Below are 14,424 nucleotides of genomic sequence, written 5' to 3' on the forward strand. Positions count from 1 at the left end.
CAGGCTGCATTCCGGTGCCTTGCTTTTAGCAACCCGCGTGCGCCTCTTACGCGATCAATGCCCCTTAGCCAAGTTCAGCCAAGTTCAGCCCCCTGCCTATGACAGGGTGTCATAGGCAGGGGGCTGAACTTGTGTCATACTGATGCGGCATGAAACCGTTTGACGTTAGGGTTCGCCCCTGGCCGTAGGGGACGAGGAGGGGACGATGCTCGGAGAGCTTGCCGTGTTCTACCTGTTCCTTGGAGGGGCCGGAGCGGGTGCTGTGGTTGTGTGCGCGCTGCTCGACCTCATCGTGGTGAAGGAGTCCTTCGGCAATTCCCTCTATGAGGCGGGGCTTTCCGGTGCTCCTTTGAGCAGGATGGTCTCGTATGGAATGCTTGTGGGTCTGCTGTGCCTAGTGGTGGGGGCGCTCAGTTTGCTGTTCGACCTCGGGCGCATCGATCGCGCTATCACGCTGTTCACCAGCCCTTCGGTATCGCTGCTGACGCTGGGAGCGTTCGCGCTGGTTGTCCTAGCGGCGTGTGCCGCTTTTTTGACGATAGTCCGCTTTGTCTATCTGCCTGAAGTCGCTCGCTCGCTGGTGTTTGCTGTCGAGATTGCAGCGGTGGTGTTCGGCTTGGTGGTTATGGTGTACACCGGGTTGCTGCTGCAGGGCACGGGCGGGGTCGCGTTTTGGAATTCACCCCTGCTGCCGGTGCTGTTCCTGCTGTCTTCGGCCTCGTCGGGGGCGGCGCTGGTGTTCGCGGCAGCCTTCTTCGTGGAGGCGGACGGGCGAGCGATGCACGTGCTGCGCCTTCTTACCCGCGTCGACGCGGTGGTGATCGGATGCGAGGCCCTCTGCGCGCTCGTATTCGTTCTGCTGGCAAATGCAAGCGACCATCTAGGTGTGGTGGAGTCGCTGCGCACTTTGTTCCAAGGCGAGGCGTCGCTTGCGTGGTGGGCGGGGTTCGCTCTCTGCGGTTTGGTGGCGCCGCTGGCGATCGAGTTGGCTTTGCCGCGCAGTTCCTCGGGGCAGCGAGCGGGCCTTGCGCTTGCCGCGGTGCTGGTGCTGGTTGGTGCCTTCTGCCTGCGCTGGAGTTTGGTGGAGGCTGGCGTGCATCGAGCCCCGGTGCTTGAAGAGGTGCCGGCGACGACCGCGCCTTTTCTGAACGAAGCTGGCAGCCAGGTTCGGGGTATTGATCTGTTTGTGCTCGACGGGACAACGTACGACTTCGACGGACATGACATAACAAAAACGGCACGAATGATAGAGACGGCATGACGGAAGCCCTGTTCGAAATAGACGAGAAAAGCAGCCTGCCTATTTGGCTGCAATTGAAGAACCGCTTCATCTACCTGATAACGTCGGGCTACTACATGCCCGGAGACCAGTTGCCCACCGTGCGTGGGCTCGCTGCCGACGTTGAGGTGAACTACAACACCATCAGCAAGGTGTACATGAGCCTTGAGCAGGATGGATACATCCAGTCACGCCGCCGGCAGGGCGCGTTTGTGTGCGACGTGAGCGATAAGCCGGGGGTGAGCATTGCCTCTACGGCGCGCATCGTCACCACCGAATATCTGAAACGATGCTTTGAGCTGGGCATGTCGCTCGAGGACATCCAGGAGCAGTTCGATTCATGCATACAAGAAGCACGATCACGCCGAGACCGCGGGTAACGACGGCTCAAGGCTCTTTTCGACGGGGAGGGAATGCGATGCGACGCACTCAAGGAAACGCTGGCAACTTCGACGGGCCGACGCCGGCCAGCTCGTCGTCGCGTACCGGCTATGCGGACAACCGCTTCGATACAGGGCGTCGTCGCGCGTCGCGCAACGGGGCGACGGTGTTCGCTCTCGTCTTGTTCCTGGTTGGGTTTGGGGCGGTGCTGGCGGTGTCGTTCTTCGGCTTCGGCGGCGTGGGGATCGCAGCCTTGATTGCAGCCGTGGTGGCGGGCTGGCTCGTGGCGTCGTCGGTGCATATCGTGCTGGAGTGGGAGAAAGCCGTGGTGTTGCGCTTCGGCAAGTTCAACCGCGTGGCAGGGCCGGGCATCGTGTTCACCTGGCCTATCGTCGAGTTCTACACGCTGCGTGTCGACCAGCGCGTGTGCACGACGTACTTCGGAGCCGAAGAAACGCTCACGAGCGATCTGGTGCCCATCAACGTGGACGCGGTGTTGTTCTGGATGGTGTTCAACGCGAAAGCCGCCTGCGTCGAGGTGGAGGATTACTCGTCGGCTGTGGCGTGGGTGGCCCAAACGTCCATGCGCAAGGCCATCGGCCGCGCGACGGTGTCGGAAGTGGCTATGCGCCGCGACCAGCTGGACGAGGAACTGAAAGCCGCCATCGAGGAGAAGCTCTCGCCCTGGGGTATCGACATCATCGACGTAGAGGTTCGTGATATCGTGGTTCCCAAGGAGCTACAAGAGGCCATGGCGCTGGAAGCCGTGGCCGAGCGCGAGAAGAACGCGCGTATGGTGCTGGCCGAAGCGGAGAAGGACATCTCCGACATGCTGGCCGATGCCTCCGAGGCCTACAAGGGCAACGCCGAGGCCATGAAGCTGCGCACGATGCATCTGGCCTACGAAAGCGTGAAGAAGTCTGGCGGCACTCTGGTCATCCCCAGCGCGTTCAGCGAAGGCTTCACCGAGACCGAGGCTGACCGGGCAGCGAAGACGACGGGGGAGTAGCGGGGAAACGGGAGTCGGAAGCTGCTCGACTGCTTTCATGGAGCCAGGGGCTAAGAAAGCAACCATCTCCAGGCAGGTACGACGTGAATCGTCCCTTGCGCGGTGGATATCTCGCGCTCTTCATCGAGTGTGACAATCCATGATTCTGCGATGTCGTAGCGTTTCATAGCGGCTTCGAGCGCGCGAATCTCCCGCTTAGACGTGGCTTCATCGGCGAGACTGCAAGAAACCTGTATGAGCTGGTAAGCGCTTTGCATCAGGGCGACAAGATTTCTATAAACCTTGCTTTCACAAAACAAGATTCCTGTAATCCCAGGTTCCTAAGGGGTAAGGACTGTGTTGCCCGGATTACTGTGCGGTGACCCTGGCTAGACGATGTCAAAGGCGGCACATGGCGCTCACTGTGGAGTAATAAGGTAGTTCTCTATTACTCAAGGCATTGAGTAAATAACTCAGTATGATGAGTAAATAGTCTAATCCTGGATAAATGAAGGAGGACTCGCATGTTTGAAAGAGCACTCGTGGCCGAGATAGTTGCCAGAATGCAAGAGCCAAGAGAGTTCATGCAAATACTTGTAGGTCCACGCCAAACTGGCAAATCTACGGCTATCGGACAAGTTCTTAACTCCCTAGACATTCCCTATCATCTTATTGCTGCGGATGATTATTCACTCAATACTGAAGAATGGTTTGCGAGTGAGTGGAGAAAAGCACGCATGCTTGCATCCAGCGAAGCGCAAGGAGCCCTTTTCGTAGTTGACGAGGTTCAAAAATTACCCCATTGGGCAGCGGTGGCAAAAAAAATGTGGGACGAAGATACGCGATCGAACGTGCCGGTAAAGGTATTGTTGACGGGTTCCTCCTCGTTGCTGATTCAGCAAGGCATGGAGGACTCCCTCATGGGGCGTTTTGAAGTGCTCTATAGCATGCATTGGTCATTCTCGGAATGCCGGGATGCCTTTGGGTACTCGCTGGACGATTTTTTATTCTTCGGAGGATACCCGGGGGCAGCGAAGCGCAAGGGTGACCCAATTCGCTGGGCACGGTATATGCAGACTTCTATTGTTGAACCAACTATCTCGCAAGATATTCTGCAAATGGAACGAATAGAAAAGCCGGCTCTGCTCAAGTCGTTATTCGTCATGGGGTCGTCCTATTCTGCGCAAGAGGTGTCTTACACCAAGATAATGGGACAATTGCAAGATGCCGGGAACACGGTGACCATTGCGCATTACTTGGATCTCCTGTCAAAAGCGGGTATGCTCAGCGGCCTGCAGAAATACGCACTGGACGCTGCCCGCATACGACGCAGTTCTCCTCGTCTCATGATTCATGATACGTCTCTTATGACCTACCCTTATGGATCGAATAAAAACACCGTTCTGGCCGATCCGGAAAAAAGAGCTCATCTGATAGAGAGCGCAGTGGGCGCGTATCTGATTGAGCGCTCAGTGGAAGAAGGGTTCGAGGTGTTTTGGTGGCGCACCTCAAAAGGCGAGGAGGTTGACTTCGTTATAAAAAAGGCCTCTATGTTGACGGCTATCGAAGTAAAAAGCGGTCGCATAAAGGGAACGAAAGGCGTTCGGGAGTTCTTGAAGCGCAGTCCTCACGCATCCTCTCTTGTGGTGGGAAGCGAGGAGTGCCCCTTGGAAGACTTTCTCTTGGGGAAGATCCCTCTGTTCGTAACGGTCTAGTTCAGCCGCGCAAGTTTGTGCCATTGTCAAAGTAGTTTGAAATGTATAAATCACCTCAAAGCAATTCTATTTGAGGTGATTTATACATGACACGAAGAACACTTGCACGGAAAATCAAAGACATGAAAACGACGCTATACGCCCCTATTCGAGTCGGGCGAGCTGCGCCTTGCCGGTTTTCGCCCCGAAAACATCGCCGCACTTGTGGAGGAAGGCGTGATCGAACGGGTCAAACATGGGTATTATCGCCTGTCCTACGCAGCGGACCTTGAGGAAGAGCAACTCATTGCCTTGCTTTATCCCGATGGAGTAATCTGCCGCTACAGTGCGCTGTGTCATTTTGGTTACAGCGATTGGACACCGTCAGCTTGGGATATAGCTGTGGACAGAAACACTTCGAAAGCGCGGTTCAATATCGAATATCCACCTATCAGCCCTTTTTACATGACGAAAGACCATCTTGCATATGGTGTAATGCAGGATGATTTCAACGGTATCATGTTGAACATTTTTGATCGGGATAGGCTCATATGCGAGGTGATTCGGAGCGAACGCAAGATCGATGCAGAGATATTCTGCAAAGCGGTGCAGGCGTATGTGAACTATGAGCGGCGCAGTATTCCCCGCCTGATCGAGTATGCGAGCAAGCGGGGAATGTCTAAGCGCGTAGAAGAAAGGGTTGGCATATGGCTCGTATAGGCGATCCTGCTGCTTTGACGTGTTCTTGTCGCCCGTCGTTCATGCTATGGCGCAAGCCGAAAGCTGCTCGAATTGCTGGGACCATTCTGAATTCAAATAGCGGTAAGGCCAGACGTTTTATCAAGCTTTAACCTAAGTTCTGCGCTGGTGGTTTATCGGAAAAGGTGCCCTTATTCAACGGCTTGCCTAGCGTAAGTGCTCAAATCATCATATAAAACCCCAGTTCACTAAGTATTATCCTAAAAATAGAATAATAGCTTGTCATACTTTGTCATAGTTTCAGGTTGCTACTCGCAACAGTGTATGGCAGACTATGACACGAACGATCGGCCGATCGCTGTAAAGGGGAATTTGGGGTTTACGTACATCGGCAGGTACCACCGTCGAGACAAGCCTTATTCTCCGAAGCATTCCATCGAACAAGTTGGGAGGGGAAATGTCGGAAACGAAGAGTCTGAAGCAAGGGCTAACTCGTAGAAACTTTCTCAAAACTACCGGGGCCGTTGCGGGGGTGACGGCTATCGCCGGTTCAGGAGTGGCCCTGACCAGTCTCTCCGCTGACAAGGCGTTGGCGGACGAAGCGACAGGCGCAGCAGCTGAGCAGGTGTTCCGTACGTCGTGTCGCGGCAATTGCGGCAGCCGTTGTCCGCAGGAGGTAGTCGTGCGTGAAGGCAAGGTCGTGCGTACCACTGCCGCGCAACTGCCAGGAGAAGATAAGGTGCGTCGCCGTCTGTGCGTGAAGGGCTATACCCAGCCTCAACGCCTGTACGAGCCAGACCGCCTGAAATATCCTATGAAACGTACTAGCTGGAGCCCCGATAACCCGAGCGGCGACCAGCGCGGCAACGGTGATTGGGAGCGTATCAGCTGGGACGAGGCTATCGAGATCGTGTCTACGCAAATAGGTGCCATCATGGAGCAGCATGGTCCCTCGTCTGTGGCGCTGTGGACATCTTACGGCTCCAACAACGTGTTAAACGGCACGTCCGCCGGCTTCATGTCGGTGGCCTATGGTCGCTTCGTCACGTCCACGGGCATTACGGTGCTTGGAGCGAGCGCCGATTACGCTCAGCTCAAAACCCAGATGTTGGATCTCGCGGTTTCGGGCAACGACTGCGCTGACATTGCCAACGCCAAAACGATCATGGCATGGGGCGGTAATCCGGCTGAAGCCTATATCCACGACTGGCAGTTCGTGTGTCAGGCGCGTGAAAAAGGGGCTAAGCTCATCACGATCGACCCGCAGTTTACCGCCTCGGCCATGCATTCCGACATTTATGTACCTATCCGCCCCGGTACCGATGGTGCGCTTATGCTCGGTATGGCGAACTACATTATCGAGCATGATCTTGTGGACGAGCCGTTTATGAAGAAAAAGACCGTCTCGCCGCTGCTTGTCAAAGAAGACGGAACGTACTTTCGTATGAGCGATCTGGGCGTAGAGCCTACGCAAGGTCCTCTTAACCCTTACACGGGCAAGCCGAGCGTCATCGATCTGAACGTCGTATGGGATGCCGCTGCCAATGGCCCCGTCATGGCTGCGAAGGCCATCGATCCTGTACTTTTGGGTAGTTTCGAGTATGAGGGCGTGCGGGTGCAGACGGTGTACCAGAAGACGCTCGACAGTATCAAGGAATTCACGGTGGAGAAGGCTGCGGAAATCTGCGACTTGCCCGCTGAGACGGTCGAGATGCTGGCGAAGACCTACGCCACCGAGGGCCCCGTCGCCGTGCTCACGTACCAGGGCATCGGCCACCACGTGAACTCGCACCACAACTACAAGAACCTCTCGCTCATCGGGGCGCTCACCGGCAACGCAGGCAAGCCCGGCGCCATGCTGTTCCGCGCCTACGGCACGTCCATGCCCACGAACTCCGCCGAGTACATGCTGGGCAAGGTGGCGCTCAACATCTGCGGCATGTACCTGCCCCAGATCCTCGAGACAAAGCAGTGGGCCGGCAAGGATCTCGACATCCGCATGCTGTTCTGCACGAACGGCAACATGCTGTCCTGCGAGTCGGGTCGGGCGCAGCTCGTCGAGGCCGTCAAGAAGGTCGATTTCGTCGTATGCGCCGACGTGAACCTCACCGACACGGCGCGCTATGCTGACGTAGTGCTGCCTGTCACGCATGCCTACGAGACCGAGGACTTCGACGGCGGCGGCTCCACGCCGTTCCCGACGTACTACCACAAGGTGATCGACCCCTTGTTCGAGTGCAAGACCGATCTCGAGATCATGCGTCTCATTGCCGATAAACTGGGCATGGGCCAGATATATGCCAAATCCGACGAGGAATTCCTTCGTGCTGTCATCGATACGCCTGCCAATATCGCGGGCGGTTGCGGCTACGACGACTTCCATAAGGACAAACCCGTGAAGAACTATGCGTTCACGGAGAAGTCGATGGTGGATACGTTCGCTAATACTCCGACGCAGCGCTTGCAGTACTACATCGAGAAGCCGATGCCGCGCAACAGTTTTGGCCAAGAGATAGCCGATTACGAACGCTTGCCGCATTACGAGCACGCCAACGAAGCCTACTGGGAGAATCCTCTGCGGGAAAAGTATCCGCTCATGGGATGCAGTGAGCATCCGAAGTACCATGTGCACTCTCAGTGTGCTCATACCCCGTGGTTGCGCGAGCTCGAACCCGAGCCGCTGCTGAAGGTGAATGCCACCGATGCCGCCGCGCGGGGCATCAAGCAGGGCGACTACGTGCGTGTGTACAACGATCATGGGTACGCTGTACTCAAGGCGCTGGTGACGGAGGGGATCAAGCCCGGTGTTGTGTCCATTCCTCACGGGTGGCAGGTTGATCAGTTCGTCGAGGGCCATACGCAGGATCTTACCAATATTTTCATGAACGATTTTGTTTCGAACAGCGCTTTCTACGATTTCCTCTGTGAAGTTGAGAAGTACGAGGGGGGTGAGCGATAATGGCCCGTTACGGAATGGTCATCGACACGAAGCGGTGCGTGGGCTGCAATACCTGCTCCATGGCGTGCAAGATGACGAACAATCTGCCCGATGCCAATTGGTGGAGTCGTGTACTTACCGACGGCGGTGATGCGGTTGATACGCCATCCGGTATTTTCCCGGATGTATCCATGAAGTATGTTGCAATGTCGTGCCAGCATTGCGAGAACCCTGCGTGTACGAAGGTGTGTCCGGTGGGGGCTACGTACAAGGACCCGGAGACGGGCATTGTACGCCAAGACTACGACAAGTGCATCGGCTGTCGCATGTGTATGGCCGCCTGTCCTTACACAGGCGTGCGTTCGTTCAACTGGGAAGAGCCGAAATATTCGACCGACCACGCTGTCGGCGATGCGGATGTTGCTGCACATCAGAAGCATACGGTTGAGAAGTGCACGTTCTGCTATCAGCGCCAAGCTCGCGGTGAGGTGCCTGCCTGCATGGATCTCTGTCCGGCTCGCGCCCGCCATTGCGGTGATCTTGACGACCCCTCCTCAGAGGTGTCGAAGCTCATCCGGCAGCGGGAGTATATGCAGCTGCTTCCGAGCGAAGGCACCAAGCCGTCCGTCTACTACCTCGTCTAGGCAGAAAGGGAAAATCATGTCTGAGAACAATCAGGCGACCTCGTCGCCTAAGGCTTCCGCTGCCAAATTCGGGGGCAAAGGTATGACCGTCGCTATCGTTGTCGCGGCTGCCGTCACTGTATTTGGCCTGGTTTTGTGGGGTGTGCAGCTTACCGGTGGCCTCGTGCAGACCGGCATGCGCAACTTCGACTCGTGGGGCCTCTATATCACCTGTTTCATGTTCTTGGTGGGCTTGTCGGCTGGCGGCCTCATAATCAGCTCCGTGCCGCGGGCGCTGGGTATCGAGGGCTTCGGTGGCATCTCCAAGATTGCCGTGTGGACGTCCATTTGCTGCACGGTGCTGGCCATCGGGTTCGTGGTCATCGACCTGGGCCAACCGCTGCGCCTGTGGGAGCTGTTCGCGTACTCGAACCTGGGCTCGCCTCTTATGTGGGATATCATCGTACTGTCGGTGTACCTGATCCTGTCCGTGGTGTACTTGTGGGCCACGCTTCGCTTCGAGGGCGGCAAGGGCTCCGAGCGCTCGCTGCGCGTTATCAGTGTGGTGGCGCTGGTCACGGCCATTCTCGTGCACTCCGTGACGGCGTGGATCTTCGGCTTGCAGCAGGCGCACGGCCTGTGGCATACCGCACTTCTGGCTCCGTGGTTCGTGTCGTCGGCCTTGGTATGCGGCGTAGCACTTGTGCTTGTGGTGGTCATCGCCCTGCGCCGTGCGGGCTATCTTGAACTCGATCAGAAATACGTTGTGAAAATGCTGAAGCTGTTGGGCGTGTTCGTGCTGGTCGACCTGTACTTCTTCGGCTGCGACTTACTTACCGAGGGCTTTCCGGGAGCCGAGGGCGCCGACACGGTGGCCATGCTGACCACTGGCGCGCTGGCACCATTCTTCTGGACGGAGGTCATCGGCTGTGCATGCGCAGCTATCGTGGCCTTCGTGCCCAAGCTGCGCACGAACCCGCTTATCGTGGTGGCGAGCGTGCTGGCCATCGTGGGCATCTTCTGCAAGCGCGTGCAGCTGCTCGTGGGCGGTTTCCAAGTGCCGAACATCGACTACGCAACGCCCATGACGTTGACCACCATCACCGACTGGACCAGTGGGATGCATGCCTACGATGCGCTCGTGTATTTTCCGACGCCGCTCGAGTTCGGCGTGGTGTTGGGTGTGATCGGGCTCGGAGCCTTGCTTTTGCTGCTGGGCCTGCGGTATCTGCCGCTGGGCCCCGCGGAGGCTTCGCGCTAGATACGCATTCCTTATCTCTTTTGGCTCTACGATGAGACACATCAGCTTCCTCCGGTGTGTCTCATTCCTGTTAGAATAACCCTCGATAGCAACGAAAAGAGGAGCAGCCATGCCTATTGAGGACGAACCCATCCGTATCGAGGATCGGCCGACACTTGCGGCATGGCTCGCCGAGTACGCATCCATCGAGAACGACTATATCGCCGCTCTTCAGGCGGAAGGTATCGTGTTCGAAGACCGCGATGAGCATGCAGATGCCACGGCGCAGGTTGTTTGCCGTTTACATGAAAAAGGCGCGCACTTTCGCAGCGGGACGGCCAGCGTGTATGTGAACTGGGTGTCGTCGGCCTGCGAGGCCTGTGCGGGCTGCGACGGCAGCATGACGTTCTTCCTGTCGCTGCGCTGCAACAAGAACTGTTACTTCTGCTTCAACCCCAACCAGCAAGATTACAACCTGCATGTGAAAACGCCTGACGAGTGGAAAGCGGAGTTCGACGAGTTCGCGCGTACCAGCAGCGGTGTCACACACGTGGGGCTGACGGGCGGCGAGCCGCTGCTGCACCCACGGGAGGCGCTGGACTTTCTGGCATACGTTCGCGAGCGCTGTCCCCAGGCGCACACACGGCTCTATACGGCAGGCGACCTGCTCGATGACGACCTGCTGCGACGTCTGGCCGATGCTGGGCTTGCCGAAATACGCTTCAGCATCAAACTCGACGACGGCCAGGAGGCCGTGCGCGGTACGCTTGCCAAGATTGCGCGCGCAAAGGAGTTCATCGCGGATGTTATGGTAGAGATGCCGGTGATCCCCGGCACCGAGGACGTCATGCGCGAGGTGCTCGCTTCACTGGATCGCATCGGCATTGCCGGCATCAATCTGCTGGAATTCTGCTTCCCTCTGAATCGCTGGGACGAATTCGAGCGACGCGGCTTCAAGGTGAAGAACCCCCCGTTCAACGTGCTGTACGACTACGGCTATGCGGGTGGGCTGCCGGTGGCCCAAAGCGAGCTTGGCTGCCTCGAGCTTATGGAGTATGCGTTGGATGCGGGGCTCGGGCTGGGCGTGCACTACTGCTCGCTGGACAACAAGAATCGCGACCAAATATACCAGCAGAACACGGCGGTGCAGCTCGACCCGGACATATACGAGCTGCTGCCGAATGAGTATTTCTACCACACGGCAAAAGTGTTCGACCAAGATGTCGCTGTGGCGAAGCGCGTGCTTGAAAGCAACGGCCTCTCGGCCTCTTGCCTTGAAGAGGGTGGCGCGTGCCTGGCTTTTCATCCTCGCCACGCCCACCTGCTGTTCAGTAGCCCGGTGAAGGTAGCGCTTTCCTACAACGTCGTGGAAAGCGGGGCCGAGGGGCCTTGTGTTCGGGAGCTCGGTTTGTATCCCGTGGATTTCGAAGGAGTGGACGCCTGTATGACCGATAGCGAGAAGTGGCAAATTAAAGCAACGGCTTGGGAGTTTTTGGCCTTGTCGCTGCGCTATCCCGATGCGGTTCTAGCCGATGCGGTGGCCTCGGGGGAATGGCTCGATGCGGCACGCGAGATCATCTGTGCGCTGGGGCGCGACGTGCCTGACGGCTTTGGCGAAGGTCTGGCCGACTGCGCTGCTGCCCTCGAGGCGGATGCGTCCGAGGATCCCGTTCGCGGAGCGGGCGTATCTGGGGCCGGCGAGCTCGAAGCGGCAGGCTCCGCGGCTCCCGGGCGTGAAGCTGTTGATGCCGAAGCCCTCCTGCACGCCCTGCGCGCAGAGGCCACCCGCCTGTTCGTGGGGGCTCCCGAGCCGGCGGTCTCCCCTTACGAGGGGGTCCACCGTGCGCAGGGCGACGGGGTGCAGGCGCTGCTGTTCGTGAACCCGCACTCCATGGAGGTCGAGCGCTTCGCGCGCGCCTGCGGCCTGGGGCGCCCTGCGGGCACCAACGAGCCGCTCGACCACGTGGCCACCGAGTGCGAGCTTTTGGAGCACCTGGCCCTGCGCGCGGCAGGGGCCGCTTCGGTGGACGCTGCACCGACGGACCCCGAGGCGGCGGACCTGCTCGAAGGCGCCCCCGATCGCCCCGTCCCCGACGACGCCCTGCCCGGCGGCTCGCCGGAGGCCGCCTACGGTCGGTTCCTCGAGGAGCACGCCCGTGTTTGGATGCCCGGCTTCGCCGAGGCTGCAGCCGGGCAGGCGCGTGAGCCGCTCTACCGTGCTGCTGCGGCGATGCTGGCGCTGCTCGCGAAAAGCCGCGGTTGCTAGGGAATCGAGGCTTTCCGCGGCTGGTTGCCTAGACTGGTTGCACTGCTCGTTCGGATTGGTCCTTCATACGCTTCTTCTCTTCGTACATGGCTTGGTCGACCTTCTTCGAAATGTCCTCGCCGGCATAATGGATGGCGTAGCCACATGCAAATTCGAAGTTGCAGGCTTTCGCTTCCTGGTGCGCTGCCGCAAGGCATCGCTCGAATGCGGCACTATCGTCGTTTTCTGCAACGAGGGCGAACTCGTCTCCGCCGATGCGGTACGGTGTGGCTACTCCGGCGAAGCTTCTGGTGAGGATGGTGGCGAACGAGACGAGGCATTCGTCGCCGGCATCATGGCCCAGCTGGTCGTTGATGTCCTTGAAGTCGTTGATGTCGGCAAGTGCGATGATGCGCGCCGGCGTTCGCTCGAAGGACGCCAGTCGTTTGGTGTAAACGGCGCGGCTGTAGATGCCGGTAAGCGAATCGAGTGTCGAGTAATGCATGTTGAGCAGCAGGTAGTACGAGATGATGCCGATGGCCGAGCAGTTCCAGCTCATGAACCGGTAGCGAAATCCTACTTCCAGCGTCAGGCCCAAGACCAGCAATGCGATGACCCCGAGGAGAAAGATGCGCTCCACGCGCTGCTGTCGTGCATGGGAGGAGCTCGGTTGCAGGATGATAAGGGCGATGTATCCCACGGAGATAAGGAACGGAGCGAAGAACAAAGGCCCGCGGTCGTAAGAATTGTCCGTTCCGATGAGAAACACGAGGTTGAAGAACATGCTTGCGAAGCAGATGGCCACATTCGCCACGATAAGTACGAAGTGCCACGGGCGGTAGCGCCCCTTTCGGTAGATACCGAACAGGAGGAAGGGGATGATGGGGCCGGCTGCGAAGCTCAGGAACGAAGTGAATCGACGAAACACCCACGCAATGCCCTCGTTTCCCACTCGGGCAAGGAGGAAATCTGTCGAAATGGAGACGAGCATGACGAGGTTCACGATGATGGCGATTGTGAACAGCGTGGTTTGCTTGCGGTCGAACAAAGGGTTCGCGCGCACGATGAACAGCAGGAAGGCAAGCCCGACGAAGGGGATCAGGTTCGATGATATGGCTTCTTGCAGCGGCATGGCGGCTTCTTGTTGTCGGTTTCTGCACTGCGTCCATTATCGCATGGTGAACGTGTTGCGAGGGGCGCGATTTGGAAGGTACGCAGGTCTGGGGCCTGCGCGGTGGCAGGGGTTGGCAGGTGCCTTCGGATGGTCTGTTCTTGCGCGCGGTGGAAGGGGAGACCTCCTACCGGCGTTAGAACAGGAGGGCTCCGTCCACGGTCATTGAAATGCAGTTGCCGTTCGCTTCGCAGATCAGGCGTACGTTCACGGTGCTAGGTTTGCCGTTGCCATCGACAATGGATGCGGCGTTCGTGTACTCGTAGCCTCCGCCCTCGTGGGGCACTACCGTAGCGGTGGCGGCATCGACGCCTTTGAACTCGTACAGGGTATTGTTGGTGAAGAGGGACGGCATTTCCGCCTCGAGAGCTGCCATGGCCTGCTTCTGGGCTTCGCCAGCTTTGGGTTCTGCAGGTTTACCAGCCGCCTTGTCCCCGGCTTTGGCATCCCCGGTCTTGGTCTCGCTGGCTTTAGGATCGCTGGAGGGGGTCGACGGCAGGTCGAGCTGCCACGTGGCTTCGGTAGCACCGTCGTTCCAGAACAGGCGCTGCGATTCGTAGTGGTCTTCGAACGTGAGCGTTCCCGACACGCTTTCGTTTGCGGGTACCGTGATGGTGTTGCCGTCGAACGATGAGCCGGTGGGAGGTATTCCGAACGAAAGCAGGCACTCAGTGCTCAGTCTCTTGTCCAACGTGTGGGCTTTTACCTCTATATGGGCGGTGAGTGCGCCGCCGGCACGGTCGATGGATTTCAGGGTGACCTCGTAGTCGCGCCAAACGGCGGTTTCGCCTATGGCGAGGCTCTTCAGCTTGTCGGTATTGGTGAGCGTGTAGCTGGAATCGACGGTCGGTGCGTTGCCGGGCTCCTCGGTTTCGGTGCTGCAGCCAGATAGCGGCAAAGAGAGGAGTGCGGCGCAGGTTGCCGTTGCGAGGATGGCCTTTTTGTTCACGGGTGCCCTTTCTCCGTCTGACGTGCCAATGCGGGACCGAGGTGCCCCTTGGTTTGTTGACCTCCATCATACCAGTTCGCTCGCAATTCGTGCATTGCCCATCGAAAGCGCATGCCCTCTTCGGCTCCCTTCCTTGCCAGATGCCCTCGGTGCGCTTGCGCACTACGCGGACCGGGCGGCTCCGCTCGGCGAAGAGGCCGCCGCAGAGCAGGTTGCC

At 58.3% G+C, this 14,424-nt stretch carries 10 protein-coding genes and 1 pseudogene; 9 read left to right on the forward strand and 2 right to left on the reverse strand.

Translation table 11 applies throughout. From position 1 onward, the window contains the following. Window positions 1–205 precede the first annotated feature (205 nt). From nrfD (RR842_RS07300) to RR842_RS07340, 9 genes and pseudogenes are all read left to right on the forward strand, one after another. Window positions 206–1,261, forward strand: a complete 1,056-nt coding sequence (nrfD, locus tag RR842_RS07300) for an NrfD/PsrC family molybdoenzyme membrane anchor subunit (RefSeq protein ID WP_332565712.1) — start codon at window positions 206–208, stop codon at window positions 1,259–1,261. Further along, a complete protein-coding gene (locus RR842_RS07305; protein ID WP_332565713.1) occupies window positions 1,258–1,659 on the forward strand; it encodes a GntR family transcriptional regulator in 402 nt (133 codons plus the stop codon). The genes nrfD (RR842_RS07300) and RR842_RS07305 overlap by 4 nt, the downstream gene beginning before the upstream one ends. A gap of 38 nt (window positions 1,660–1,697) precedes the next feature. Then, window positions 1,698–2,669, forward strand: a complete 972-nt coding sequence (locus RR842_RS07310) for a slipin family protein (protein WP_332565714.1) — start codon at window positions 1,698–1,700, stop codon at window positions 2,667–2,669. A gap of 503 nt (window positions 2,670–3,172) precedes the next feature. Continuing rightward, window positions 3,173–4,363 carry an AAA family ATPase gene (locus tag RR842_RS07315; protein WP_332729347.1) on the forward strand — a complete coding sequence of 397 codons (1,191 nt, stop codon included), beginning with the start codon at window positions 3,173–3,175 and terminating at the stop codon, window positions 4,361–4,363. A gap of 153 nt (window positions 4,364–4,516) precedes the next feature. Beyond that, window positions 4,517–5,062, forward strand: a pseudogene (locus tag RR842_RS07320) (type IV toxin-antitoxin system AbiEi family antitoxin domain-containing protein); the annotation flags it as partial. 436 nt (window positions 5,063–5,498) lie between these two features. Beyond that, window positions 5,499–8,000: a molybdopterin-dependent oxidoreductase gene (locus RR842_RS07325; RefSeq protein WP_332514819.1), complete on the forward strand. Its 2,502-nt coding sequence runs from the start codon at window positions 5,499–5,501 to the stop codon at window positions 7,998–8,000. Beyond that, window positions 8,000–8,623, forward strand: a complete 624-nt coding sequence (locus RR842_RS07330) for a 4Fe-4S dicluster domain-containing protein (RefSeq protein WP_332514817.1) — start codon at window positions 8,000–8,002, stop codon at window positions 8,621–8,623. Before RR842_RS07325 ends, RR842_RS07330 begins: the two co-directional genes overlap by 1 nt. A 16-nt stretch (window positions 8,624–8,639) precedes the next feature. Further along, window positions 8,640–9,863 carry an NrfD/PsrC family molybdoenzyme membrane anchor subunit gene (gene nrfD / locus RR842_RS07335; protein WP_332554208.1) on the forward strand — a complete coding sequence of 408 codons (1,224 nt, stop codon included), beginning with the start codon at window positions 8,640–8,642 and terminating at the stop codon, window positions 9,861–9,863. 109 nt (window positions 9,864–9,972) lie between these two features. Continuing rightward, a complete protein-coding gene (locus RR842_RS07340; protein WP_332729348.1) occupies window positions 9,973–12,108 on the forward strand; it encodes a radical SAM protein in 2,136 nt (711 codons plus the stop codon). Window positions 12,109–12,136: 28 nt separating this feature from the next. On the opposite strand, the gene RR842_RS07345 is transcribed toward RR842_RS07340, so the two are convergent. Continuing rightward, entirely contained in the window at window positions 12,137–13,219 is a 1,083-nt protein-coding gene (locus RR842_RS07345) for a GGDEF domain-containing protein (RefSeq protein WP_332565728.1), read from the reverse strand. Window positions 13,220–13,394: 175 nt separating this feature from the next. After that, on the reverse strand, window positions 13,395–14,207 hold the full coding sequence (locus RR842_RS07350; protein ID WP_332729350.1) for a hypothetical protein: 813 nt from the start codon (window positions 14,205–14,207) through the stop codon (window positions 13,395–13,397). Between the last annotated feature and the right edge of the window lie 217 nt (window positions 14,208–14,424).

This window comes from Gordonibacter sp. (assembly GCF_036667095.1).
Lineage (GTDB): Bacteria > Actinomycetota > Coriobacteriia > Coriobacteriales > Eggerthellaceae > Gordonibacter.

Coding starts and splice junctions, on each gene's coding strand:
- nrfD (WP_332554208.1), top strand. CDS start 8,640: ATGTCTGAGAACAATCAGGCGACCTCGTCGCCTAAGGCTTCCGCTGCC.
- RR842_RS07310 (WP_332565714.1), top strand. CDS start 1,698: ATGCGACGCACTCAAGGAAACGCTGGCAACTTCGACGGGCCGACGCCG.
- RR842_RS07315 (WP_332729347.1), top strand. CDS start 3,173: ATGTTTGAAAGAGCACTCGTGGCCGAGATAGTTGCCAGAATGCAAGAG.
- RR842_RS07345 (WP_332565728.1), bottom strand. CDS start 13,219: ATGCCGCTGCAAGAAGCCATATCATCGAACCTGATCCCCTTCGTCGGG.
- RR842_RS07325 (WP_332514819.1), top strand. CDS start 5,499: ATGTCGGAAACGAAGAGTCTGAAGCAAGGGCTAACTCGTAGAAACTTT.
- nrfD (WP_332565712.1), top strand. CDS start 206: ATGCTCGGAGAGCTTGCCGTGTTCTACCTGTTCCTTGGAGGGGCCGGA.
- RR842_RS07340 (WP_332729348.1), top strand. CDS start 9,973: ATGCCTATTGAGGACGAACCCATCCGTATCGAGGATCGGCCGACACTT.
- RR842_RS07330 (WP_332514817.1), top strand. CDS start 8,000: ATGGCCCGTTACGGAATGGTCATCGACACGAAGCGGTGCGTGGGCTGC.
- RR842_RS07305 (WP_332565713.1), top strand. CDS start 1,258: ATGACGGAAGCCCTGTTCGAAATAGACGAGAAAAGCAGCCTGCCTATT.